Below are 23,775 nucleotides of genomic sequence, written 5' to 3'. Positions count from 1 at the left end.
ATGAAAAGCCATTCCGATGCCGCCAGCCGTATGGCGGCCGAGGTCGTGACGCAGTTACCCGTGCCTTCGCGGCTCGGCATGCTGCGTTTCGAACGGCTGAACGAGGCCAGCTGGGCCCTGCTGTACCTCGACCCTGCCTGCGAGCGCCAGTTCGGCATGGCCGCGGTCGACCTCTGCGCTCTGGTCGGCTCGCCTTATGCCAGCCTGATGGAGCCCGAGGCGCGCTACAAACTGCACGATGACATCCAGCAGCAACTGGCTGACCGCCCGAACTACCGGGTGCGCTATACCCTGCATACCGCGCAGGGGCCATTGCACCTGCTGGAGCTGGGCGAAGCCTACAAGCAACACAACCGCCAGCTGTTGCGCGGCTACCTGATGGTGGTCGACAGCCACTCGGACGATGTCCAGGACCTCAGCGCGGCCGACCTTGAGACCCGCAACAATCGCCTGCAGATTGCCCTGCAGCTCAACCAGCAAGCCCAGCAGGAACAGCTCGAACACCTGGAGCGGGTACGCGCCCAGCAGGAGCTGATCCTGCACCTGGCGCGCCATCGCTACAGCGCCAGCAACTCATTGCTCGAAGCTGCCGAGCTGATCACCCGCAGCGCCTGCGAGATCTACAAAATCGACTGTGCCAGCATCTGGTACCTGGAAGGCCAGCGCCTCGAGCCGATCTCTGCGTACTACCGAGAAGCCCAGGAATACCACCTGCCCGAGCCCATCGATGCCAGTCGTTTTCCCGACTACCTCGAGGCCCTGCACACCAGCCGGGCGATCGACGCGCACAACGCCAGCCATGACCCGCGCACCCGGGAGATGGCCGAAAGCCTGCGCCCGCGTGACATCAACGCCATGCTCGATGCCAGTATCCGCATCGATGGCCAGGTAGTCGGCGTGCTCTGCCTGGAACACACAGGTTCGGCGCGGGCCTGGCAGTCGGACGAAATCGCCTTTGCCGGTGAACTGGCCGATCAGTTCGCCCAGGTCATCAACAACCACAACCGGCGAACCGCCACCAGCGCCCTGCACCTGTTCCAGCGTGCTGTGGAGCAAAGCGCCAACGCCTTTTTGCTGGTGAACCGCGACGGCGTGGTGGAGTACGTCAACCCGAGCTTCACCGCCATTACCCAGTACAGCACCGACGAGGTTCACGGTAACCGGCTCTCGGAGCTGCCCGCGCTGGAGAACCTCAGCGAACTGTTGTTCGACGCCACCTCAAGCCTGGCCATGAGCAACAGCTGGCAAGGCGAGTTCAAGAGCCGGCGCAAGAACCTGGAGCCCTACTGGGGGCAGCTGTCGATTTCCAAGGTGTATGGCGATAACCGCGAGCTGACCCACTACATCGGCATCTACGAAGACATCACCCAGAGCAAGCTGGCCCAGCAACGTATCGAACGCCTGGCCTACACCGACAACCTGACCAGCCTGGGCAACCGTCCGGCGTTCATCCGCAACCTCGACGAACGCTTTGCCCGCGACAGCGACAGCCCCATCTGCCTGCTGCTGGTAGACATCGACAACTTCAAGCGGATCAACGACAGCCTCGGCCACCAGACCGGTGACAAACTGCTGATCAGCCTCGCACGGCGGCTGCGCAACAGCCTCAGCGCCGACGGCAGCCTGGCGCGCTTTGCCAGTAACGAATTTGCCGTGCTGCTGGAGAACACCGACCTCAAGAGCGGCCAGCAGATTGCCCAGCAGTTGCTGCGCACGCTCGACAAGCCGATGTTCGTCGATAACCAGCTGATCAACGTCACCGGCTCCGTGGGCCTGGCCTGCGCCCCCCTGCATGGCCGCGACCCGCAGACCCTGATGAAAAACGCAGGCCTGGCCCTGCACAAGGCCAAGGCCAACGGCAAGCACCAGGCGCAAGTGTTCACCGAAGCCCTGAATGCCGAAGCCAGCTACAAATTGTTCGTCGAGAACAACCTGCGCCGGGCCCTGACCCAGAACGAGCTGGACGTGTTCTATCAGCCCAAGCTGTGCCTGCGCAGCGGAAGGCTGCTGGGCCTCGAAGCCCTGCTGCGCTGGAACCATCCGGACAAGGGCATGATCCGCCCGGACCAGTTCATCAGCGTGGCCGAGGAAACCGGCCTGATCATCCCGATCGGCAAGTGGATTGCCCGCCAGGCTTGCCGCATGAGCCAGAAGCTGCGCACCGAAGGGCTGGGCAACCTGCAGGTGGCGATCAACCTCTCGCCCAAGCAGTTTTCCGATCCGGACCTGGTCGCCTCCATCGCCAACATCCTCCAGGAAGAGGCGCTGCCGCCGCACTTGCTGGAGCTGGAGCTGACCGAAGGCCTGCTGCTTGAGGCCACCGAAGACACCCACCGCCAGCTCGACCAACTCAAGCAACTGGGCCTGACCCTGGCCATGGACGACTTCGGTACCGGTTATTCTTCGCTCAGCTACCTGAAGAAGTTTCCGATCGACATCATCAAGATCGACCGCAGCTTCATCCATGAAATCCCCGACAACCAGGACGACATGGAGATCACCTCGGCCGTGGTGGCCATGGCCCACAACCTCAAGCTCAAAGTGGTTGCCGAAGGTATCGAGACCGCCGAGCAACTGGCCTTTTTGCGCCGCCACCGCTGCGACGTGGGCCAGGGTTACCTGTTCGACCGGCCGATTCCGGGCGCCGAGCTGGTGAACAAACTCAAGCGTTATCCGCGCGGCCCGATCGACTGACAGCGGCGTAACACTCGGGCACACTACGACTCTATCCCTACACACCCTGCCTTTAGAGGAGTGGGTCATGGTCCTGCGCTCGGAGATTCTCGTGAACAAAAACGTCCTGCCTACCGCGGAACAGGCACTGCCTGGCCGTGAAACCCCGATGGCCCTGCCGGAAAAGCACTTCGTCTTCAAAGACACCCCGCTGCTTGGCCCGTTCTTCGAAAACGTCGACTTTGCCATTTTTGGCCTGGGTTGCTTCTGGGGTGCCGAACGCCGTTTCTGGCAACGTGAAGGCGTGGTCAGCACCGTGGTCGGCTATGCCGGCGGCTTTACCCCGAACCCGACCTACGAAGAAGTCTGCTCGGGCCTGACCGGCCACACCGAAGTGGTGCTGGTGGTGTTCGACAAAGACAAGGTCAGTTACCAGGAACTGCTGGCCATGTTCTGGGAACTGCACAACCCGACCCAGGGTATGCGCCAGGGCAACGACATCGGCACCCAGTACCGCTCGGTGATCTACTGCACCAGCCCCGAGCAACTGGAACTGGCCCTGGCCAGCAAGCAGGCCTACCAGGCCGAACTGACCAAGGCCGGCTTTGGCGAGATCACCACCGAGATCGACCAGGCGCCAACCGTCTACTTTGCCGAGGCCTATCACCAGCAATACCTGGCCAAGAACCCAGAAGGCTACTGCGGTATCGGCGGCACCGGTGTTTGCCTGCCGCCTAGCCTGCAAGGCAACTGAGAGTCCGACTAATCCATACGTCAGCCTGTAGGAGCTGGCTTGCCAGCGATGCAGACGCCGCGCAATGGCTGAGACCGCGCAGATGCCATCGCCGGCAAGCCGGCTCCTACAATGACTTCTGTTGTCCATAGATTGGCGATTCTTTCCGCCAGCACCCTGCCCTGGCACCGCTCTTCCCGCAGCCCGCTCATTGCAGTTTCCCCTGACCTACGCTGTACCAGTCCAGACGCCGGGTCAGGACCATGAACACCCCCAACAGTCCGAACAGCAACAGCGCCCCCATCAGCAAGGCATAGTCCTCGGCGCTGAGCAGGCCGTAGAGCATGGCGTAGAGCATCGCCAGGCCGCTGGCAAAACCCATCGCCCGCCACCCGCTGCGCAGCACATGGCTGAGGTAGAAGCCGATCAACAGCACGCAGGCCGAAGCCGACAGCCCATATGCCAGGCCAAACCCCAGGTGCTCCGACAACGACAGCAACAACAGGTAGAACAACGCCAGCGCCGCGCCGACCAGGGCGTACTGGATCGGGTGCACACTAAGACTCCTGAGCACCTCAAAGAGAAAAAAGCCGGCAAAGGTCAACGCAATGAACAGCAGGGCATATTTAATCGCCCGGTCACTTTTAAGGTACTGGTCCACCGGATCGACAAAGCTCACGCCAAAGGTACGACCGCGCAGGTCGTCACAACTGCCCTGGCTTGCACACAGGCTCAACGCGTCTTCCAGGTTGGTCGAGAAAAAAGACGCCTGCCAGCGCGCGCTAAAGCCCTCGGCGTTAACCTCACGTTCGGCGGGCAGGTAGCTGCCGACAAAACTCGGGTGTGGCCAGTTGGCCTTCAGGCTTACCGTACTGGTGCGTCCGACCGGCACCACATGCAGCTGACCGGTGCCCTGCAAGGCCAGGTCGAAGGCATAGTCCAGGCGGGTTTGCACCTTGCCGTCGAGGTGTTCCAGCGGCACATGCACCCCGCCACCCAACCAGCTCAAACCAGTGCCCGCCTGAAAGTCCAGGGTCTGACCATTGAGCGTCAGGCTGAGGCCCTTTTCGATGCCGCGAATATCACTGACGCCCACTGCAATAAACGGCGTGTCGAAGCGGTACCCTTCCAGGTCATCGGTAATCCCCCAGTTGGCGGGCACCTTGAACTGACCGCTGATGCGGTTGTTGGCATGGAACAACCGCGCTTCGTAGATGCCGCGTGAGCGCAGTTCGGTCTGGGCCGTGCCCTGAAGCTCGAAAGTCTCCGGCAGAAAATACAGAAAGCCGTTGTTCTCTTTGGCTTCCTGGAAGGTATGGCCGTCCTGGGTGAGCCAGCTCTTCACCGTTCTGCGGTACGGCACGACCAGCAGCGGCCCGCTGATCTGCTGGCTGAAGCTGGAGCTCTGGGCAATGTCCTGCACCACGCTGTCGCGCAATGCCTGACGCTCGCTGATCAGGTTGCCGATCATCAGCAACGGGATCAGCAGCAAGACGATCAAAAAGGCTATCGCGCCCAGTTTAAAGCTCAGGGTTCGGTTCATGTGTGTGGCTCCGGTTTCGATGCGCAGAGTCTGCGCAGCCGATAAGGAGCCTGCGTGCAGCGATTGTGGAGTTTGTGTGGAGATTCAGCTCAGGCGGTTGGCCGGCAACCACAGGCGCACGCGCACACCGTCCTCGACGTTGGCCACCTCCAGCGTGCCGCCGTGCAGTTGCATGACCTCCTCGACGAAATTCAGGCCAAGACCCGTGCTTTTGCGCCCGCTGCCCGGTCGCGGCAGCGAGTAGAAGCGCTCGCTGACCCGGCCCAGTGCGTAGTCGGGAATCGCCTCGCCCTGGTTGTACAGGCTCAACGCAACCCTATCGCCACGGCGCTCCAGCTCAAACACCAGCAAGCCGCCCGGCCCGGTGAAGTCCAGGGCGTTGTCCAGCAGGTTGCCTATCGCCTGGCGCATCAGGAACGGCTCGCACAACAGCTGGATGCCGACAGGCACTCGCTGGCGCACCTGCAAACCGTTGCTTTCGATCCGCGCACTCTGGGCGACCAGCAGTTCATCGACCAGTGCCGCCAGCGGCACCTGGTGCTGCTGCTCCAGGGTTTGCATCTGTTCGACCTGGGCCAGGTTGAGCAAACGCTCGATCAACTGCTGCATGCGCCCACTTTCACGCTCGATGTTGCCGGCGAAGCGTTCGCGCTGTTCGTCCGGCATCGGCCCCTGCAGCAGCTCCGACGCGCCGCGAATGGCGGCCAGCGGGCTCTTGAGTTCGTGGGTGAGGGTATGCACGTAGCGCTCAACGTAGTCCTTGCCGTCCAGCTGGGTGCGCATGCGCTCCACCGCCGCCGCCAACTGCCCCAGCTCACCGCCGCGGTAATGGGGCAGTGCCATGCGCTCGCCTTCGCTGACCGCCTGGGCGTAATGGGTCAGGCGACGCAGCGAGCGCGCCAGCCACCAGGACAGCGCCGCGCCCACCAGCAAGCCCAGCCCGATCAGGCCCAGTCCCAGGTACAGCAAACGTTGTTCGGCACGGTCGATATATGGCTGCAACGACGAGTTCGGCTTGGCGACCGTCACCACACCGATAATGTTGCCCTCATCCAGAATCGGTGCAGCCACGTGCATCACTGACGACTCCGGATCGTCGGGGTTAGCGCGGGTTGATCGCGCACCATATTCGCCGCGCAAGGTCAGGTACACATCGTTCCAGCGCGAGTAATCCTGGCCCACCGCCTCACCGCTGGAGTCGAGCAGGACGATGCCCTTGGCATCGGTGACATAGATACGGTGGTTGACCTGGTTTTTCGGCAAACCCCAGATATCGGCCCGCGGCTGTCGCTTGCCGTAGGCACGCAGCAACTCGGGCATACGGCCCTCGCCCAGCGTGCCGCCCTTGACGTCGTCATGGAGGATTTCGGCCAGCAGGTTGGCGGTGTCCACCAGGGTTTCTTCGGCCGACTGGCGCACACCGGGGCGGATTTGCTCGCGCACGGTGTTGAGGACGAAATAGCCGGTCAGCCCGACAAACAGGAAGTAGACCAGGAAAATCCGGATCCCCAGGCGCATCAGCCGTGGCTCGGGCTGTAGCTGTAACCCACGCCGCGGTGGGTCTGGATCGGCTCGGCGTCAACTGCCACCAGCCGCAACTTGGCCCGCAGGCTTTTGATGTGGCTGTCGATATTGCGCTCATAGCCGGCATCGGCAGGCACGCCGACGGCATCGAGCAGTTGCTCGCGGCTGAACACCCGCTCGGGCTGTTCCAGCAGGCACTGCAACAACCGGAATTCGTGGCGGGTCAGGCTCAGTGGCTGACGACGATAGAGGATCTGCATACGCACAGTATCGACCTCGAACGGCCCCTGCGCACGGTCTTCAGGCTCGCTGCGCGGCGCCATGCGTTTGAGGATCGCCCGCACCCGGGCGGCGACTTCGCGCGGGCTGAAGGGTTTGACCACATAATCGTCGGCCCCGATTTCCAGGCCCACCACCCGGTCGATTTCCCCGTCGCGGGCACTGAGGAACATCACCGGCACGTCACTGAAGCGGCGCAGCTGGCGGCAGGTTTCAAAGCCGCTGATATCCGGCAGGCCGATGTCCAGAATGATCAGGTCGGCGGGATGCAGGCGCTGCTGCTCCAGCGCGGCGCTGCCCAGTGTCACCCAGTGCGTGCTGTGACCATCACCCTGGAAGGCAAAAATCAGGGTATCGGCGATGGCGGCTTCGTCTTCGACGATTAGTATATGGGGCATCTGAGCGGCAAGCCTCGCGCTGCAAGCTTTACGGGAAAGCGGATCGCGTGAACTTACACTGATCCGCCCCTGCTTGCAGCTATGCCATCAGCAGTCCGGCTTGCCCACCGTGAAGCGGCGCGCCGGGTTGACCGCTGCCTTGAACTCACGCAGGGCCTTGGCACCAATCAGCAGCGGGTAGTTGAAGCTGCTGCGGTCGGTCAGGTTGACCTCCACCGTACGCTTCACGTCGCCCAGGCACATTTCCAGTTCGACTACCGGCCGGCGTGCCGCCTCGACGGTTTCGCCCTCCTCTTCTTCATCGGAGCGCGCCTTGATCTTGCTGATCCGCGCCAGCTTGTGCTCATAGACCTTGTCGCTGGCGCCGTCAGTGGCCAGGCGGAACCGTACCCAGTCCTCGCCGTCACGGGTGAAGCGCTCGATGTCCTTGGCCGACAGCGAGGCGGTCAGGGCACCGGTGTCCATCTTGGCCTTGAGGGTTTCGCCGATTTCCGGCAGGGCAATGTATTCGTAGCGGCCATACAACGTAGGCTCGGCGGCCATCACCGGCAGCGCCAGCGCCGCCAACAGGGCAAGCAGTTGTTTCACGAGTCGACTTCCTTGATAGGGGACAGTGCTTAGACTGCACAGATGGCATAGGTTCGTTTTCACAGGGTATCCAACACAATGTGAAACATTTGTCTCACCCACCGGGCACTGGACATTTGGCGTAGTACATCTCCCTGCTTATCATGACCCACTGTTTAAGTCACACAACAGAGTTCGTTTATGCGTCGCCTGCTGATCGGCATTCTTACAACCACCCTGCTGCTGCTCAACACCCTGGTGCTGATCGGCCCCTTGCTGGTATTCGCCCTCATCAAGCTGGTATTGCCCGGCCGCGGCCGTGATTACGCCTCGTGGGCGGTAATGTGGATCGCCGAAACCTGGTCGGAGATCGACAAGCTGATCTTCGCCCTGTGCATCCCCACCCGGTGGGATATTCGCGGCGTTGAGCGCCTGCGCACCGACACCTCGTACCTGTGCGTGAGCAACCACCAGACCTGGGTCGACATCCCTGCGCTGATCGAAAGCCTCAACCGGCGCACGCCGTTCTTCAAGTTCTTCCTGAAGAAAGAGCTGATCTGGGTGCCGCTGCTCGGGCTGGCCTGGTGGGGGCTGGACTACCCCTTCATGAAGCGCTACAGCAAAGCCTTTCTGGAAAAGCATCCGGAGCTCAAGGGCAAGGACCTGGAAATCACCAAGGCCGCCTGTGAGCTGTTCAAGCGCCAGCCGGTCACCGTGGTCAACTACCTCGAAGGTACCCGCTTTACCGAGGCCAAGCGCCAGGAACAGCAATCGCCTTATCGCCACCTGCTCAAGCCAAAAGCCGGTGGCGTGGCCTTTGTGCTGGCGGCGCTGGGAGAGCAACTGGATGCGTTGCTGGACGTGACCATCGTGTACCCCGGCGAAAAGGCGCCCGGCTTCTGGGATTTGCTCAATGGCAGTATCAGTCGGGTGATTATCGACATTCAGGTGCGCGAACTGGACCCGGCATTGTGGGCAGGTGACTACGAAAACGACCCGGCATTCCGCCAGACCGTGCAGGACTGGGTGAACCAGTTGTGGGTCGAGAAAGACCAGCGCATTGCGCAACTGCGCAGCGAAATGCGCTGAGTTTTTTGTTGTTTGATCGGGCCCTATCGCGGGCAAGCCCGCTCCCACAGGTTCAGCGATAACCTCTGTGGGAGCGGGCTTGCCCGCGAAGAGGCCGGTAAATCCCCACGCTCCTTCAATTAGAAGCCAGGCTAATAATCAGCATTAGTATTATTTTTTTGTCTTCCCCACCCAAGTGGATAAAAATCGATCAACAGACAACTACAAAAAAGCCTGGATCGAACAATGGCCACTCAACCCTGCTCCACTGCCGAGGCAGCGTCTCCTCAACTTCGCCGGGTCCTTGGCCTGCCTGCCCTGGTGTTCTTCGGCCTGGTGTACATGGTGCCGCTGACCATTTTCACCACCTACGGCATCGTCACTGAACTGACCGGTGGCCGCACCGCTGGCGCCTACATGGTCACGCTGCTGGCCATGCTCTTCACCGCTGCCTCCTACAGCTTCATGGTCAAACGCTTTCCGGTCGCGGGCTCGGCGTACTCCTACACCAACCTGGCGTTTGGTCCGAACGTAGGATTTCTCGCTGGCTGGTCGTTGCTGCTCGATTACCTGTTCCTGCCGATGATCAACTACCTGCTGATCGGTTTGTTCCTCAACATCGCCTTCCCGGCCATCCCGGCGTGGAGCATCGTGCTTGGCTCGATTGCGCTGGTTACCGTGCTCAACGTGGTGGGTATCCACTCGGTGGCCAAGGCCAGCAACCTGATCGTCGGTGCGCAGATTGTCTTCATCGGCGTGTTTGTCGCCCTCTCCTGGCAGACCCTGGGTAACGGCCAGCCGGTCGACTTCCTTTCACCGCTGCTGGGCGATGGCAGTGCACCGGGCTTTGGCCCGCTGATGGCCGGTGCGGCGGTACTGTGCCTGTCATTTTTGGGCTTTGACGCCGTCTCGACCCTGGCCGAAGAAAGCCGCGATGCCCGCCGCGATGTACCACGGGCAATCATTCTCACCACCCTGTTTGCGGGCGTGCTGTTCACCCTGCTGGCTTACCTCAGCCAGCTGGTGCTGCCGGGCAGCACTTTCGCCAATGCCGACGCCGCGGCCAACGAGGTGATGTTCAAGGCCGGCGGACAGTTCCTGGCCAACTTCTTCACCGCGGCCTATGTGGCCGGCAGCCTCGGCTCGGCGCTGGCCTCCCAGGCGGCGGTGTCGCGCATTCTCTATACCATGGGCCGCGACCGGGTGCTGCCACAGCGCACCTTCGGCAAGCTGTCACCACGCTTCGGCACGCCGGTGTTTGCCATTTTGCTGGTGTCGGCGTTTTCGCTGCTGGCCCTGGTGATCGACCTGGCCACCCTGGCCTCGCTGATCAGCTTTGGTGCACTGGTGGCCTTCTCGGCAGTGAACCTGGCGGTAGTGCGTACCCACCTGATCACCGACACCAGCCAGCGTACCCTCGGCGGCCTGCTGCGCTACGGCCTGGTGCCGCTGGTGGGGTTGAGCCTGACCCTGTGGCTGTGGACCAGCCTGTCGGCGCTGACCATGGTGATCGGCCTGTGCTGGTTTGCCCTGGGGCTGGCGTACCTGGCCATGCTCACCGCAGGCTTCCGTCGCCCGGCACGGCAGATGGACTTTTCTGAAGCGGGCTGAGCTGGTTTGCTAGTAATGGGCCGCTGCAAAGCGGCCCTTATTCAAACCGATGGTGCAGCAGCCGGTGCCCCCCACAAGCTACCCAGATTCTGCAGCAGCGAACCGGCAACACCTTGCTGGCCGAGGTACTGCAGGATCAGCGGGGCAAATTGACCGATCATGCCGGTATCCATGCCCAAGGCACTGAAGGCGCTGTTGAGGTCATCGGTGCTCTTGACGTTATTGCCCAACGCATTGCTCAAGGCCGACGAATTCCCACTCTTGCCGAGCAACTCGCCCAGGCCGCTCAAGCCACCCAATGCGTTCTCGCCAGAGAGCAGGTCAATGCCCGGCACGGCTTTGCTCAACTGTTCGTAGTCGGTGCTGCTGAGCTGGTTGCGGGCCAGGCCCAGCAACGCGCCGGTGCCGCCAATGGCTTGTTCCGGGGTGATTTTCAACTCGCTGCCCAGGGTGTTGAGCAGGTTGGCCGAGGCGGCGGGCGCCTGGACTGCGGCACCGTCCTTGTTGCCCTGCATGGCAGACACGGCGTTGGCCGCATCGCTGAGGTTGAAGGCGAAAACCGAGCCGGCAGCCAGGCTCATCAGGGTGACCAGTGCAATACGTTTCATCAAAGGACCTCGTCGGCCGTAAAAGGCAGGAAAACGAGGATTTGGACTGCACAGGCAAAGGAATGTTCCGCTGCAACCGGCTTTGTGGGAGCAGGTTTACCAGGCCGCCGCGAATACGATTGTGGCCGCACCGGCCTATTCGCGGGTGAACCCGCTCCCACACGGATCAAGGCAGCGGCTGGCTTATATCGCGGTCTTCAAGCCCTTCCAGCAATGCCTCCACCAGGCCCTTGGCCATCTCCACCGAATGCAGGGTGGACCAGAGAAAACCGGTGGTCGATTTATCAACCCCCTCGATGGCCTTGTAGCCGGTGTCATAGGCACAACGCAGGTACAGCGAGACATGCACCAGCGCATCATGCGGGGCAATACCGGCATTGACGGAGAAGAGCTGAGGGTGACCGGCAGCGCAATCGCCGAAGGGTTTGTTGAGGGTGTTGTAGAGGGAAGTGGGTGGATCTGGGACTAATTTTTTCATCAGTAGCTTCCACATGAGTTTTAGCTACACCGGTCCGTTTCCACACGTAGGGTGGCAGCTGTGACACGGGGTGGAAAGCGGGTCATGTGGACAACCCGGTAGGCATACGCCTCCCGCGCACAGCTGCCATAAAGGCCAGCCGATTCCACAAACCACTCAGGTTTCCACACCCGATCGCTGAGACCTCAGCGACTCACGGAGACTAGAAGGACTGATTTCCTGGGGCAAGCATTGGGGATCGACAGACCGCGTAGGTTATTTCCTAGGACCAAAAATGACCAGTCGATACACATCAGAAAATACGCAAATTGATGCCGGAAATACGACCGCACACCTGATTAGAAAACAAAAGCCCCTCTAACGAGGGGCTTTTATCGGGCGTTTTTAGGCCGCACTAAACGTCTTATGCGGATCAATCACAAACTTCTTCGGCACGCCCGCATCGAACTCGCCATACCCTTCCGGCGCCTGATCCAGGCTGATCACCTGCACACCGACCACTTCGGCAATGTTGATGCGGTCCCACATGATGGCCTGCATTAACTGGCGGTTGTACTTCATCACCGGCGTTTGCCCGGTATGGAAGCTGTGCGACTTGGCCCAGCCAAGGCCAAAGCGGATGCTCAGGCTGCCGATCTTGGCGGCGGCATCCACTGCACCCGGATCTTCTGTGACGTACAGGCCGGGAATACCGATTTTGCCGGCAACACGCACCACGCCCATCAGCGAGTTGAGCACGGTGGCCGGGGCTTCGTGCTTGGCACCGGCATGGCCATGGCCGCGGGCTTCAAAACCTACGGCATCGACGGCGCAGTCGACTTCCGGCTCACCGAGCAGGTTGGCGATCTGTTCATGCAGCGGGGTGTCCTGGGACAGGTCGGCGATCTCGAAGCCCTGGGCCTTGGCGTGGGCCAGGCGCACCGGGTTGACGTCACCGACGATCACCACCGCAGCACCGAGCAAACGCGCTGAGGCGGCAGCGGCCAGGCCGACAGGACCGGCACCGGCGATATACACCGAGCTGCCCGGGCCCACGCCTGCGGTCACTGCGCCGTGGTAACCGGTGGGCAGAATGTCCGAGAGGCAGGTCAGGTCGCGGATTTTTTCCATGGCCTTGTCGCGGTTGGGCAGTTTCAGCAGGTTGAAGTCGGCGTACGGCACCAGCACGTATTCGGCCTGGCCACCGGTCCAGTCGCCCATGTCGACGTAGCCATAGGCACCGCCAGCGCGCGCCGGGTTGACCGTGAGGCACACGCCGGTGTGCATCTCTTTGCACGAGCGGCAGCGGCCACAGGCGACGTTGAAGGGCACGGAGACCAGGTCGCCGATTTGCAGGTTTTCGACATCACGGCCCTTTTCGATCACCTCGCCGGTGATCTCGTGGCCCAGCACCAGGCCGACCTGCGCTGTGGTGCGGCCGCGGACCATGTGCTGATCGGAGCCGCAGATGTTGGTGGAGACCACCTTGAGGATCACCCCGTGTTCGATCTTCTTGCCGCGTGGGTCCTGCATTTTGGGATAGTCAATTTTCTGCACCTCGACCTTGCCTGCGCCGAGATACACCACACCACGATTACCAGACATGCTTTTACCTCGCTAAGTTTGTTGTTATGTAGCGGTGCAAAGTGCGCAGCCCGCAGGCGGCGCTGTGTTACTGGAATCTTGTTTTAGGCTCCAAGGCCTCATCGCCAGCAAGCCGGCTCCTACAGGGGATCGATGGCGGCCTTCAGAGCACTACGGTTCTGTTGGCATTCAAAAACACCCGCCGCTCAATGTGATAACCCACCGCCCGCGCCAGGGTCAGGCACTCGATGTCGCGGCCCTTGGCGATCAGGTCTTCCGGATAATGGCTGTGGTCTACCGCCTCGACGCCCTGGGCAATGATCGGCCCTTCGTCGAGGTCGTTGTTGATGTAGTGGGCCGTGGCGCCGACCAGCTTCACGCCTTTGTTGTACGCCTGGTGATAGGGCTTGGCGCCCTTGAAGCCCGGCAGCAGGGAGTGATGGATGTTGATCGCCCAGCCGTCGAGGCGGCGGCACAGTTCCGGCGACAGCACCTGCATGTAGCGGGCAAGGATCACCAGTTCTGCGCCCGACTCTTCGATCACCTTCAGCACCTTGCGCTCCTGCGCCGGCTTGTCGAGCGGATCGAGGGCAAAGTGGTAGTAGGGAATCCGGTGCCAGTTGGCCAGCGGCTCAAGGTCGGGGTGGTTGGAGATCACTGCCACCACGTCCATACTCAATTGCCCGATGCGCTGGCGGTAGAGCAGGTCGTTGAGGCAGTGATCGGCCTTGGAGACCATGATCACCACTTTTGGCCGATGCTTGGGCGCGGTCAGCTCGAACAGCATGCCGAAGGCCTCGCCCCGTTCGGCAAGGCCGGCACGAAAGCTGGCCTCGTCGAAGTCGTCGGGTTGACGAAACTCCACACGAATGAAAAAACGCCCGGACAAGCGGTCATCGAACGAATGGTGTTCGGTGACATAGCACTGCTGCTCGTACAGGTAACGCGTCACCACATCGACCGTGCCGAGCAGGCTCGGACAGTCAGCGGTAAGAATCCAGGTGTCCGGTGCTCGGCTCATAAATCGCTCCCTAGGCCTCGATGCTCAAACCGTATTCGGCCGCTGCATCCTGCAGCCACAACCACCAGTAGTCGGAGAAGCTGCGACGAATCAGCAGCTCCCAGGTTTCCTCGCCGGTACGGCGGATCACCAGTTGCGACTTGGCGAACACCGTGCCCACGGCTTTGCCGACGGGGAAGTTGTTTGGATGTACATCGTAGCTGGTGGATTTCATCAACACTTCGCGCACGTTCGGGCCGCTCAGTTCCAGCAGGGTCTGCCCGCCGCTGACGTTGACGATCTGGATATGCTGGCCCTCCAGGGCATCGCGCAGTTTCTGCTCGACGGCAAACTCCTGGCCGCCGGGGACGATCAGCAGCCACTCGTCCGGGCCCAGCCATTGCAGCGACATCTCGCCGTTGGCAACCACGGTGAGGGCGACGGGCAGCTCCAGGCCCAGGGCCTTGAACACGCCACCGGCGAAGGCCTGGTCGTGGCCATTGCCGCGCAGGGTCAGGTGGCCGAGGAATTTGTGCTCACGCAGGATTACCCCGGCGTTCTTGCGGCCTTTGCCGACCAGGCTGGGCAGGTCGGCGTGGTGCAGTGGCGACTCGGCCTTGACGTCGTTGCCTGGGCGTTGCTGGTAGACGTTGATAGTGCTCATTACTCACCTGCCTTGAACTCTGGGGTCATACAACCGGAAAGCTGACACTGCATTTCCTGTGGGAGCCGGCCTTGCCGGCGATGCAAGGCAAAGCCTTGCTAAAACCGGGACCGCTTTGCGCTCCATCGCCGGCAAGGCCAGCTCCCACAGGTTGCGCGTCAATTTCCCCTCAAACGTTTTGCCGCTCGCCTTTGGGATCGAAGAACACCGAAGAACAGATCTCGGCTTCAATCACGCTGCCATCGGCCTGCGGCGAGTAAACCCGTTCACCCAGACGCTTGAGGCCACCTTTGACCACCCCCATGGCGAAGGAATAACCCAGGGAGTTGCTGGCGTAGCTGGAGGTCACGTGGCCGACCATGTCCATCGGGATCGCCTGTTTCGGGTCGAACACCAGTTGCGCTCCTTCCGGCAGCCACTGGTTCGGGTCGACCGGCTTGAGCCCCACCAGTTGCTTGCGGTTTTCACGAACACAGTCTTCGCGGTTCATCCCGCGCCAGCCGATCCACGAGAACGGCTTGGTACGGCCCACGCACCAGCCCATGTTGAGGTCGTCCGGGGTCATCGAGCCGTCGGTGTCCTGGCCGACGATAATGAAGCCCTTCTCGGCCCGCAGTACGTGCATGGTCTCGGTGCCGTAGGGGGTCAGGTTGTACTGCTTGCCCGCTTCGGCGATCTTCTCCAGCACGCCCATGGCGTAGTTGGCCTGGATGTTGATTTCGTACGACAGCTCACCGGTGAACGAGATCCGGAATACCCGCGCCGGCACGCCCGCCACCAGGCCTTCCTTCCAGCTCATGAACGGGAAAGCGTCCTTGTCCAGGTCGATGTCGGTCACTTCGCTGAGCAGCTGGCGGCTGTTGGGGCCCGACAGGGTCAGGGTCGCCCAGTGGTCGGTCACCGAGGTGAAGTACACCTTGAGGTCCGGCCATTCGGTTTGCTGGTAGATCTCCAGCCACTGCAGCACCCGCGCCGCGCCACCGGTGGTGGTGGTCATGATGAAATGGTTGTCGCCGACGCAGGCGGTTACACCGTCATCGAAGACCATGCCGTCTTCTTTGCACATCAGGCCGTAACGGGCCTTGCCCACGTCCAGCTTGGTCCAGGCGTTGGTGTAGATGCGGTTGAGGAACTCACGGGCATCCGGGCCCTGAATGTCGATCTTGCCCAGGGTCGAAGCGTCGAGCAGGCCGACGCTGTCGCGCACTGCCTTGCATTCGCGTGCGACGGCGGCATGGATGTCTTCGCCGTTACGCGGGAAGTACCATGGCCGTTTCCACTGGCCGACGTCTTCGAACTCGGCACCGTTTTTCAGGTGCCAGGCATGCAGCGCGGTAAAACGCACCGGCTCGAACAGGTGCCCGCAGTGCCGCCCGGCCACGGCGCCAAAGGTGATCGGCGTGTAGTTGGGACGGAACATGGTGGTGCCCATTTCCGGGATGGTGATGCCCATCGAGCGGGCGGCAATGGCCAGGCCGTTGATATTGCCCAGTTTGCCCTGGTCGGTACCGAAGCCCAGCGCGGTGTAGCGTTTGACGTGCTCGACCGACTCAAAGCCTTCGCGCGTGGCCAGTTCGATGGCGGCGGCAGTGACGTCGTTCTGCTGGTCGACGAATTGCTTGGGTGCCCGTGCGGTGTTCTTGTCGTGCGGCACCTGGAACAGCGCCACGGTGGCCTCTTCCTGCCGCGCCAGCACCTTGGGCAGAGTGCCCTGCACGGCCTTGAAGCCGGCTTCGGTGGCCGCGCGCGCGCCGCCTTCGAAACCGTCGGCCAAGGTGTCGCCCAAGGCAAACACGCCATTGATGCCGCCGACACACACACGTTTTTGCGGCGCATCACCCGGCACGAAGCCGAGGATGTCTTCGCGCCAGACCGGCTTGCCGCCCAGGTGCGAAGCCAGGTGCACAACCGGGCTGTAGCCGCCGGAAGTAGCCACCAGGTCGCAGTCCAGCCATTCGCCGGGGCTTGCGACCTTGTGTGCCTTGACGTCGATGGCGGCAACACGGGCGGCGGTGACATGCTTGCTGCCACGCGATTCGATCACGGCACTCGAGGTGAGGATGCGCATGCCCTTGGCCCGCGCCTCTTCCACCAGCGAGCCGCGAGGGTTGTGGCGGGCGTCGGCGATAGCGACCACTTTCAGGCCGGCGTCGTGCCAGTCCAGCGCCACGCGGTAGGCATGGTCGTTATTGGTCGACAGCACCAGGTTGCGGCCGGGCGCTACGCCATAGCGGCGCACGTAGGTAGACACCGCCCCGGCAAGCATGTTGCCCGGCACGTCGTTGTTACCGTACACCAGCGGACGCTCGTGCGCGCCGGTGGCCAGCACCACGCGCTTGGCGCGCACCCGGTGCATGCGCTGACGCACCGTGCCGATCGGGGCACGGTCGCCCAGGTGGTCGGTGAGGCGCTCGTGAATGGTGAGGAAGTTGTGGTCGTGGTAGCCGTTGACGGTGGCACGCGGCAACAGGGTGACTTCACGCATGCCCCGCAGCTCGGCCACCACGGCGGCAACCCAGTCGGAAGCCGGTTTGCCGTCAAGGCTTTCACGGCTGTCGAGCAGGCTGCCGCCGAACTCTTCCTGCTCGTCGGCGAGGATCACCCGCGCACCGCTACGGCCAGCGGCCAGTGCTGCGGCCAGGCCGGCGGGGCCGGCGCCGACCACCAGCACGTCGCAGTGCTGGTTCATGTAGTCGTAGGTGTCCGGGTCGAGTTCCAGCGGCGCACGGCCCAGCCCCGCTGCCTTGCGGATGTACTTCTCGTAGGTCATCCAGAACGATTGCGGGTACATGAACGTCTTGTAGTAGAAGCCCGGCGGCATCAGCTTGCCGCCAACCTTGCCGAGAATCCCCATGACGTCGGTGTTCACGCTGGGCCAGCCGTTGGTGCTGGTTGCCACCAGGCCTGCATACAGGGCCTGCTGGGTGGCGCGCACGTTGGGTACCTGGGTGGCTTCGGTGGCGCCGATCTGCAAAATGGCGTTCGGCTCTTCAGCGCCTGCGGCGATGATCCCGCGCGGGCGTGAGTACTTGAAGCTACGGCCAACAATGTCGACGCCGTTGGCCAGCAAGGCTGCAGCCAGGGTGTCACCGGCAAAGCCCTGGTAGGTCTGGCCGTTGAAGGTGAAGTTCAAGACTTTGCTGCGATCGATACGACCGCCATTGGACAGGCGATAGACCTGGCTCATACCTTTTCTCCCTGACCACTGACTGCCAACTGCGGGCTGGTGTTTTTGCCGGTCACTTGCGGCTTGGCGCCGATCGGATAGGTTTCCAGAATTTCGTAGGTCACCGTGTCACGGGTGGCGTTGAAGTACTGGCGGCAACCGGCGGCGTGTATCCACAGTTCGTGGTGCAGGCCGCGCGGGTTGTCGCGGAAAAACATGTAGGTGCCCCACTCCTCGTCAGAGCAGGCGTTGGGGTCCAGCGGCCGCGGAATGTGCGCCTGGCCTGCGGCGTGGAATTCTTCCTCGGAGCGCAACTCGCCGCAGTGGGGACAGAAGATATGCAACATGGGGATTTCTCCTGTTAGTGGGCGACAGCGGCAGCGCCGTGTTCGTCGATCAGGGCGCCGTTGTAGAAACGGTCGATGGAAAAAGGTTTGGCCAGCGGGTGCATTTCGCCCTTGGCCAGACTGGCGGCAAAGACGTTGCCCGAGCCCGGCGTGGCCTTGAAGCCACCGGTGCCCCAGCCGCAGTTGAAGAACATGTTCTTCACCGGGGTCTTGGAGATGATCGGGCAGGCGTCTGGCGTGGTGTCGACGATGCCGCCCCATTGGCGGTTCATGCGCACCCGCGAGAGGATCGGGAACATTTCGACAATTGCTTGCAGGGTGTGCTCGATGACCGGATACGAGCCACGTTGGCCGTAGCCGACCCAGCCGTCGATGCCGGCACCGATCACCAGGTCGCCCTTGTCGGACTGGCTGATGTAGCCGTGTACGGCGTTGGACATGATCACGCTGTCGATGATCGGCTTGAGCGGTTCGGACACCAGCGCCTGCAGCGGATGCGATTCGATTGGCAGGCGGAAGCCGGCGAGCTTGGCCATGTGCCCGGAGTTACCGGCAGTGACCACACCGACGCGCTTGGCGCCGATGAAGCCCTTGTTGGTCTCGACGCCGATGACCACACCGTTTTCCTTGCGAAAGCCAATCACCTCGGTCTGCTGGATCAGGTCCACACCCAGGGCATCGGCGGCACGGGCAAAGCCCCAGGCCACGGCATCGTGACGGGCCACGCCGCCGCGTCGTTGCACAGTGGCACCAATGATCGGGTAGCGGGTGTTTTTCGAGCAATCCAGGTACGGAATCTCGTCGGCCACCTGCTGGGCATTGAGCAGTTCGCCGTCCACGCCGTTGAGGCGGTTGGCACTGACACGGCGCTCGGAGTCGCGCATGTCCTGCAGGGTGTGGCACAGGTTGTAGACGCCGCGCTGGGAGAACATCACGTTGTAGTTGATGTCTTGCGACAGGCCTTCCCACAGCTTCATGGCGTGTTCATACAGGTGCGCCGACTCGTCCCACAGGTAGTTGGAGCGCACGATGGTGGTGTTGCGCGCGGTGTTGCCACCGCCCAGCCAGCCCTTCTCGACCACGGCAACGTTGGTGATGCCGTGCTCCTTGGCCAGGTAATAGGCGGTCGCCAGGCCGTGCCCGCCACCACCGACGATGACCACGTCGTAGACCTTTTTCGGGGTCGGCGTGCGCCACATGCGCTGCCAGTTTTCGTGGTGGCTGAGCGAGTGTTTGAAAAGGCCGAAGCCCGAGTAACGTTGCATAGTTTTCACTCCTGACCCACTCAGCGGTAAACCGGAAAATCTGCACAGAGTGCCGACACGTTCTTCGCTACATCCGCCTCGACGTCGGCATCGCCGAGGTTGTCGAGGATGTCGCAGATCCAGCCGGCCAGCTCCACACACTGGGCCACCTTGAAGCCACGGGTGGTGACGGCCGGGGTGCCGATGCGCAGGCCCGAGGTAACGAATGGCGACTGCGGGTCGTTGGGGACGGCGTTCTTGTTCACGGTGATATGCGCACGGCCCAGGGCGGCGTCGGCGTCTTTGCCGGTCAGGCCCTGGCGGATCAGGCTGACCAGGAACAGGTGGTTGTCGGTGCCACCGGAGACCACGTCATAGCCGCGCTCGATAAACACCTTGGCCATGGCCTGGGCGTTGTCGATGACTTGCTGCTGATAGGTTTTGAAGCCCGGCTCCAGCGCCTCCTTGAAGCACACCGCCTTGGCGGCGATTACGTGCATCAGCGGGCCGCCCTGAGCGCCGGGGAACACCGCGGCGTTGAGCTTTTTCTCGATCTCTTCGTTGGCCTTGGCCAGGATCAGGCCGCCACGCGGGCCGCGCAGGGTCTTGTGAGTAGTGGTGGTGACGACATCGGCGAACGGGAGCGGGTTCGGGTACAAGCCGGCGGCAACCAGGCCGGCAACGTGAGCCATGTCGACGAACAGCAGCGCCCCGACCTTGTCGGCGATGGCACGAAAACGCGGGAAGTCGAGGGTCTTGGAGTAGGCCGAGAAGCCGGCAACGATCATCTTCGGCTTGTGCTCCACGGCCAGGCGTTCGACCTCATCGTAGTCGATCAGGCCGGTGGCGGTGTCGATGCCGTACTGCACCGCGTTGTAGAGCTTGCCCGAGGACGACACCTTGGCGCCGTGGGTCAGGTGACCGCCGTGGGCCAGGCTCATGCCCAGAATGGTGTCGCCGGCCTGCAGCAGGGCCAGGTACACAGCGCCGTTGGCCGAAGAGCCGGAGTGCGGCTGGACGTTGGCGTAGTCGGCACCGAACAGCTGCTTGGCGCGCTCGATGGCCAGCGCCTCGACTTTGTCGACGTGCTCACAGCCGCCGTAGTAGCGCTTGCCCGGGTAGCCTTCGGCGTACTTGTTGGTCAGGCCGCTGCCCTGGGCCTGCATGACGCGTTTGCTGGTGTAGTTTTCCGAGGCGATCAGTTCGATGTGATCTTCCTGGCGTTGTTCTTCGGCATTCATCGCCACCAGCAGTGCGTCGTCATAACCCTGGATCTGGTCTTGCTTGCTGAACATTGCATCTCTCCCGGCAGCGGCATCGGTCTTGTCGGGCGTTGGCCCTTTTGCAGCGATGGTATGACTGCAGCGGGCAAGCCAGATGCCTGCGCGCGCCTTGCAATGGCGCGTTTACGACATTGCTCAACCAAACATGATGCAGGCGTGTCCTCGGAGGACAGGCCTTGAACCCGCAGTCGCCGCGCCAATACGCTGGCGAGGTCGATTGATGAAAACAGACAACTGTTTGACTCAACATTGCATCAAACAAGTTTGCAAAGCTCAAGAACCCACTACCTGGTAACTAACAACCTTACCAGTTGTACACATTCGCGCCAGGCTCGATATTTACTTCGCAAACAACATACAACCCGGAAAATACACCATGAAATTCAGATTTCAGCAACACACTTTCGAAGTACAGGATCAAATCGCCTGGGCAATCACCAAACTTACAGGCCGCGGCACGATTAGAGTAGTCAACGGAAATAAACATATTTTCACAGCCAGTGTCGAGTCGCACAATTTTCAAACCAAAGAGACTAATGGCAACATCGGAATCGAGGCTATCGAAATTTTCGGCACCAAGCATTTCGCTGCGCAAGACCATGACACCGGCGACACTCGCGACATCAAAATTTCCAGCTTCTCGCCCAGGGTCACTTTATGGAACCGAACCACCAATACTTACCTTGATATTTTTGACGACTCCGCACTTAGCATTATGGGATACCCGCAGGACCAACGGCTAAAAATCGATAGCACGGAGCATAAGATTGAATTCACTTCCCTGGAACTTCATATAGTAGATCAGCCTGGATCTAACCTAGTGCAGTTACTTGGCACCATTGAGCGCGTCTGACAAGTAGATTTGATGATCGGCTTGTGCAGTTGCAAGCCCATCATCCCACATCAAAAAATCACTATAACGCGAAAGACGAACACCACGATCGGGAAGTTACCCAGCCTCAGCTTCGCGGTGCCATCCGTTGGCGATGGTCAATTGATGAAACAGACAACCGTTCGAGTCAAAATTGCAATAAACAGGATCGCAAAGCTCAAGAACTCACCACCTGCCAACTAACAACTTCACCAGTTGAACACATTCGCGCCAAGCCCGATATTTACTTCGCAACCAACAAACAACCCGGAGAACACACCATGAAAATCAAATTTGAACAACATACATTCGAAGTACACGATCGAATCGCCTGGCTAATCGCCAAGCTTTCAGGCCTTGGCTCGGTTGCCGTATTCCTCGATAACGATACGGGCTTCGAAGTCAAAATCGAATCGCACAACTTTCTGACCAAAGAAAATTATGGCACTGTCGAGATCGATACTATCGAAATTTTCGGCACCCAGACTTCCGTTCCAAAAGGCCGTGACACCGCCCCCACCGCAAACGCCGACACTTCCAACTTTTCCCCCAGGTGCATTCTATATAACTATGCCACCGAAACCTACCTTGATATTGCTGGTGACTCCGCACTCAGCATTATGGGACTTCCGCAGAACCATAAACTAAAAATCGATGGCCAGGCATATGAGATTTATTTCGGTCGCCTGGAACTTCATGCAACCGGCTGCCCTAGATTCAACCCGGTGCGAATGCTTGGCAGCCTTCACCCCGTCTAACAAATAGACTTGATGATGCGGGCTTGTGTGACTGCAAGCCCACATCAAATAAACCGCTATAACGTGAAAGACGAACACCGCAGCAGGGAAGTTACGCAACCGCAGCTTCGTGGTGCCAAAAACTTTATAGGCAAGCTTCAAATCAATGGTTTACAGTGCCTCCTTGTGAGTCGTAACAAGGAAAGGCGTCATGACCGATAATAATCAACAATTCGCCAGCGACAACTACTCCGGCATCTGTCCCGAAGCCTGGGCGGCGATGGAAAAAGCCAACCAGGGGCACGACCGTTCCTACGGCGATGACCAGTGGACCGCCCGTGCCGCCGAGTACTTTCGCAAGCTGTTCGAAACCGACTGTGAAGTGTTCTTCGCCTTCAACGGCACCGCGGCCAACTCCCTGGCGCTGTCGTCCTTGTGCCAGAGCTACCACAGCGTTATCTGCTCGGAGACCGCCCACGTCGAGACTGACGAATGCGGCGCCCCGGAGTTCTTCTCCAACGGCTCGAAGCTGCTGACCGCGCGCACTGTGGCCGGCAAGCTGACTCCCGAATCGATTCGCGAAGTTGCCCTCAAGCGCCAGGACATCCACTACCCCAAGCCCCGGGTCGTGACCATTACCCAGGCCACCGAAGTCGGCACCGTGTACCGCCCCGACGAGCTCAAGGCGATCAGTGCTACCTGCAAGGAACTGGGCCTTAACCTGCACATGGACGGCGCCCGTTTCAGCAACGCCTGCGCCTACCTGGGCTGTTCGCCAGCCGAGCTGACCTGGAAGGCTGGTGTCGACGTGTTGTGTTTTGGCGGTACCAAAAACGGCATGGCGGTCGGCGAGGCGATCCTGTTTTTCAACCGCAAGCTGGCCGAAGACTTCGACTACCGCTGCAAGCAGGCCGGCCAACTGGCGTCGAAAATGCGCTTCCTGGCCGCCCCCTGGGTAGGCTTGCTCGAAGGTGACGCCTGGCTGAAGTACGGCAACCACGCCAACCGCTGCGCACAACTGCTCAGCAAGCTGGTGAGCGATGTGCCAGGTGTCGAGCTGATGTTCCCGGTCGAGGCCAACGGGGTGTTTCTGCAAATGTCTGAACCGGCCCTGGAAGCGTTGCGCAACAAGGGCTGGCGCTTCTACACCTTCATTGGCAGCGGCGGTGCGCGGTTCATGTGCTCGTGGGACACCGATGAAGCGCGGGTGCGCGAACTGGCCGCGGACATTCGCGAGGCCATGGGCGCCTGACGCCGTAAGTTGCCCCCTGTGGGAGTCGGCAGCGCCGGCGATGGGGGGCGCCCCCCCCCCCCCGGCCGATTTAGGTTGGAACAATAGGCGGCCGCGGCGCGCGCGGTAGCCGGCGTAGCCCCCGGCGAACGCTTGCCCACCCGGACCCCCCCCGGGGGGGTTTTAA

Annotated in this window: 20 protein-coding genes; 7 read left to right on the top strand and 13 right to left on the bottom strand. The window is 61.3% G+C overall.

What is annotated here, in order from left to right; all coding sequences use genetic code 11:
* Complete coding sequence (locus tag I5S59_RS12060) at positions 1-2,694, top strand: putative bifunctional diguanylate cyclase/phosphodiesterase (protein WP_197876825.1); 2,694 nt, start codon at positions 1-3, stop codon at positions 2,692-2,694.
* A gap of 67 nt (positions 2,695-2,761) precedes the next feature.
* Complete coding sequence (gene msrA, locus I5S59_RS12055) at positions 2,762-3,427, top strand: peptide-methionine (S)-S-oxide reductase MsrA (protein ID WP_128323355.1); 666 nt, start codon at positions 2,762-2,764, stop codon at positions 3,425-3,427.
* 187 nt (positions 3,428-3,614) lie between these two features.
* Here msrA and creD read toward each other — a convergent pair whose 3' ends face one another.
* From creD to I5S59_RS12035, 4 genes are all read right to left on the bottom strand, one after another.
* Positions 3,615-4,949, bottom strand: coding sequence for a cell envelope integrity protein CreD (gene creD / locus I5S59_RS12050; RefSeq protein ID WP_197876824.1), 1,335 nt, complete (start codon positions 4,947-4,949; stop codon positions 3,615-3,617).
* 84 nt (positions 4,950-5,033) lie between these two features.
* Positions 5,034-6,467, bottom strand: coding sequence for a two-component system sensor histidine kinase CreC (gene creC, locus I5S59_RS12045; RefSeq protein WP_197876822.1), 1,434 nt, complete (start codon positions 6,465-6,467; stop codon positions 5,034-5,036).
* Complete coding sequence (gene creB, locus I5S59_RS12040; protein WP_197876821.1) at positions 6,467-7,150, bottom strand: two-component system response regulator CreB; 684 nt, start codon at positions 7,148-7,150, stop codon at positions 6,467-6,469. The genes creC and creB overlap by 1 nt, the downstream gene beginning before the upstream one ends.
* 87 nt (positions 7,151-7,237) lie before the next feature.
* A complete protein-coding gene (locus tag I5S59_RS12035) occupies positions 7,238-7,738 on the bottom strand; it encodes an ATP-dependent zinc protease (RefSeq protein ID WP_197876819.1) in 501 nt (166 codons plus the stop codon).
* A 180-nt stretch (positions 7,739-7,918) separates the two neighbouring features.
* On the opposite strand from I5S59_RS12035, the gene I5S59_RS12030 reads away from it, so the two are divergent.
* Positions 7,919-8,806 carry an acyltransferase gene (locus I5S59_RS12030; protein ID WP_197876818.1) on the top strand — a complete coding sequence of 296 codons (888 nt, stop codon included), beginning with the start codon at positions 7,919-7,921 and terminating at the stop codon, positions 8,804-8,806.
* A gap of 225 nt (positions 8,807-9,031) precedes the next feature.
* Positions 9,032-10,396, top strand: a complete 1,365-nt coding sequence (locus tag I5S59_RS12025; RefSeq protein WP_197876816.1) for an APC family permease — start codon at positions 9,032-9,034, stop codon at positions 10,394-10,396.
* 41 nt (positions 10,397-10,437) lie between these two features.
* On the opposite strand, the gene I5S59_RS12020 is transcribed toward I5S59_RS12025, so the two are convergent.
* From I5S59_RS12020 to I5S59_RS11980, 9 genes are all read right to left on the bottom strand, one after another.
* The gene (locus tag I5S59_RS12020; protein WP_197876814.1) at positions 10,438-11,004 is read right to left on the bottom strand and encodes a DUF2780 domain-containing protein; all 567 of its coding nucleotides are present in this window, start codon (positions 11,002-11,004) and stop codon (positions 10,438-10,440) included.
* 166 nt (positions 11,005-11,170) lie between these two features.
* On the bottom strand, positions 11,171-11,482 hold the full coding sequence (locus tag I5S59_RS12015; protein WP_128323347.1) for a DUF3077 domain-containing protein: 312 nt from the start codon (positions 11,480-11,482) through the stop codon (positions 11,171-11,173).
* Positions 11,483-11,866: 384 nt separating this feature from the next.
* Positions 11,867-13,066 carry a formaldehyde dehydrogenase, glutathione-independent gene (gene fdhA, locus I5S59_RS12010; protein ID WP_128323346.1) on the bottom strand — a complete coding sequence of 400 codons (1,200 nt, stop codon included), beginning with the start codon at positions 13,064-13,066 and terminating at the stop codon, positions 11,867-11,869.
* Positions 13,067-13,208: 142 nt separating this feature from the next.
* Positions 13,209-14,066 carry a formyltetrahydrofolate deformylase gene (gene purU, locus I5S59_RS12005; protein WP_197876812.1) on the bottom strand — a complete coding sequence of 286 codons (858 nt, stop codon included), beginning with the start codon at positions 14,064-14,066 and terminating at the stop codon, positions 13,209-13,211.
* Between the two features lie 10 nt (positions 14,067-14,076).
* The gene (locus I5S59_RS12000) at positions 14,077-14,709 is read right to left on the bottom strand and encodes a sarcosine oxidase subunit gamma (RefSeq protein ID WP_197876811.1); all 633 of its coding nucleotides are present in this window, start codon (positions 14,707-14,709) and stop codon (positions 14,077-14,079) included.
* Positions 14,710-14,878: 169 nt separating this feature from the next.
* Positions 14,879-17,896: a sarcosine oxidase subunit alpha gene (locus I5S59_RS11995; RefSeq protein WP_197876809.1), complete on the bottom strand. Its 3,018-nt coding sequence runs from the start codon at positions 17,894-17,896 to the stop codon at positions 14,879-14,881.
* Positions 17,893-18,222, bottom strand: coding sequence for a sarcosine oxidase subunit delta (locus I5S59_RS11990; protein WP_128323342.1), 330 nt, complete (start codon positions 18,220-18,222; stop codon positions 17,893-17,895). Before I5S59_RS11990 ends, I5S59_RS11995 begins: the two co-directional genes overlap by 4 nt.
* Before the next feature lie 14 nt (positions 18,223-18,236).
* Positions 18,237-19,487 carry a sarcosine oxidase subunit beta family protein gene (locus I5S59_RS11985; RefSeq protein WP_128323341.1) on the bottom strand — a complete coding sequence of 417 codons (1,251 nt, stop codon included), beginning with the start codon at positions 19,485-19,487 and terminating at the stop codon, positions 18,237-18,239.
* A 20-nt stretch (positions 19,488-19,507) separates the two neighbouring features.
* Positions 19,508-20,761: a serine hydroxymethyltransferase gene (locus tag I5S59_RS11980; protein WP_197876807.1), complete on the bottom strand. Its 1,254-nt coding sequence runs from the start codon at positions 20,759-20,761 to the stop codon at positions 19,508-19,510.
* Positions 20,762-21,125: 364 nt separating this feature from the next.
* Here I5S59_RS11980 and I5S59_RS11975 point away from each other — a divergent pair, with 364 nt between their 5' ends.
* The 3 genes from I5S59_RS11975 (at position 21,126) to I5S59_RS11965 (ending at position 23,609) form a co-directional block, all read left to right on the top strand.
* Positions 21,126-21,602 (top strand): hypothetical protein, encoded by a 477-nt coding sequence (locus I5S59_RS11975; protein WP_197876806.1) that lies wholly within the window; start codon positions 21,126-21,128, stop codon positions 21,600-21,602.
* A gap of 23 nt (positions 21,603-21,625) precedes the next feature.
* On the top strand, positions 21,626-22,378 hold the full coding sequence (locus tag I5S59_RS11970) for a hypothetical protein (protein ID WP_197876804.1): 753 nt from the start codon (positions 21,626-21,628) through the stop codon (positions 22,376-22,378).
* Positions 22,379-22,568: 190 nt separating this feature from the next.
* Positions 22,569-23,609, top strand: a complete 1,041-nt coding sequence (locus I5S59_RS11965) for a low specificity L-threonine aldolase (RefSeq protein ID WP_197876803.1) — start codon at positions 22,569-22,571, stop codon at positions 23,607-23,609.
* The last annotated feature ends 166 nt before the right edge of the window (positions 23,610-23,775 follow it).

It is taken from the genome of Pseudomonas alkylphenolica, from assembly GCF_016009175.1.
In the GTDB taxonomy this organism is placed as follows: Bacteria; Pseudomonadota; Gammaproteobacteria; order Pseudomonadales; family Pseudomonadaceae; genus Aquipseudomonas; species Aquipseudomonas alkylphenolica_B.
The sequence above is the reverse complement of the archived record's forward strand: the minus strand, read 5'-3'. Positions and strand labels throughout refer to the sequence as shown.

Bases quoted from the DNA above. Each gene is read 5' to 3' on its own strand.
- I5S59_RS12060 (WP_197876825.1), top strand. From the start codon at position 1: ATGAAAAGCCATTCCGATGCCGCCAGCCGTATGGCGGCCGAGGTCGTG.
- msrA (WP_128323355.1), top strand. From the start codon at position 2,762: ATGGTCCTGCGCTCGGAGATTCTCGTGAACAAAAACGTCCTGCCTACC.
- creD (WP_197876824.1), bottom strand. From the start codon at position 4,949: ATGAACCGAACCCTGAGCTTTAAACTGGGCGCGATAGCCTTTTTGATC.
- creC (WP_197876822.1), bottom strand. From the start codon at position 6,467: ATGCGCCTGGGGATCCGGATTTTCCTGGTCTACTTCCTGTTTGTCGGG.
- creB (WP_197876821.1), bottom strand. From the start codon at position 7,150: ATGCCCCATATACTAATCGTCGAAGACGAAGCCGCCATCGCCGATACC.
- I5S59_RS12030 (WP_197876818.1), top strand. From the start codon at position 7,919: ATGCGTCGCCTGCTGATCGGCATTCTTACAACCACCCTGCTGCTGCTC.
- I5S59_RS12025 (WP_197876816.1), top strand. From the start codon at position 9,032: ATGGCCACTCAACCCTGCTCCACTGCCGAGGCAGCGTCTCCTCAACTT.
- I5S59_RS12020 (WP_197876814.1), bottom strand. From the start codon at position 11,004: ATGAAACGTATTGCACTGGTCACCCTGATGAGCCTGGCTGCCGGCTCG.
- I5S59_RS12015 (WP_128323347.1), bottom strand. From the start codon at position 11,482: ATGAAAAAATTAGTCCCAGATCCACCCACTTCCCTCTACAACACCCTC.
- fdhA (WP_128323346.1), bottom strand. From the start codon at position 13,066: ATGTCTGGTAATCGTGGTGTGGTGTATCTCGGCGCAGGCAAGGTCGAG.
- purU (WP_197876812.1), bottom strand. From the start codon at position 14,066: ATGAGCCGAGCACCGGACACCTGGATTCTTACCGCTGACTGTCCGAGC.
- I5S59_RS12000 (WP_197876811.1), bottom strand. From the start codon at position 14,709: ATGAGCACTATCAACGTCTACCAGCAACGCCCAGGCAACGACGTCAAG.
- I5S59_RS11995 (WP_197876809.1), bottom strand. From the start codon at position 17,896: ATGAGCCAGGTCTATCGCCTGTCCAATGGCGGTCGTATCGATCGCAGC.
- I5S59_RS11990 (WP_128323342.1), bottom strand. From the start codon at position 18,222: ATGTTGCATATCTTCTGTCCCCACTGCGGCGAGTTGCGCTCCGAGGAA.
- I5S59_RS11985 (WP_128323341.1), bottom strand. From the start codon at position 19,487: ATGCAACGTTACTCGGGCTTCGGCCTTTTCAAACACTCGCTCAGCCAC.
- I5S59_RS11980 (WP_197876807.1), bottom strand. From the start codon at position 20,761: ATGTTCAGCAAGCAAGACCAGATCCAGGGTTATGACGACGCACTGCTG.
- I5S59_RS11975 (WP_197876806.1), top strand. From the start codon at position 21,126: ATGAAATTCAGATTTCAGCAACACACTTTCGAAGTACAGGATCAAATC.
- I5S59_RS11965 (WP_197876803.1), top strand. From the start codon at position 22,569: ATGACCGATAATAATCAACAATTCGCCAGCGACAACTACTCCGGCATC.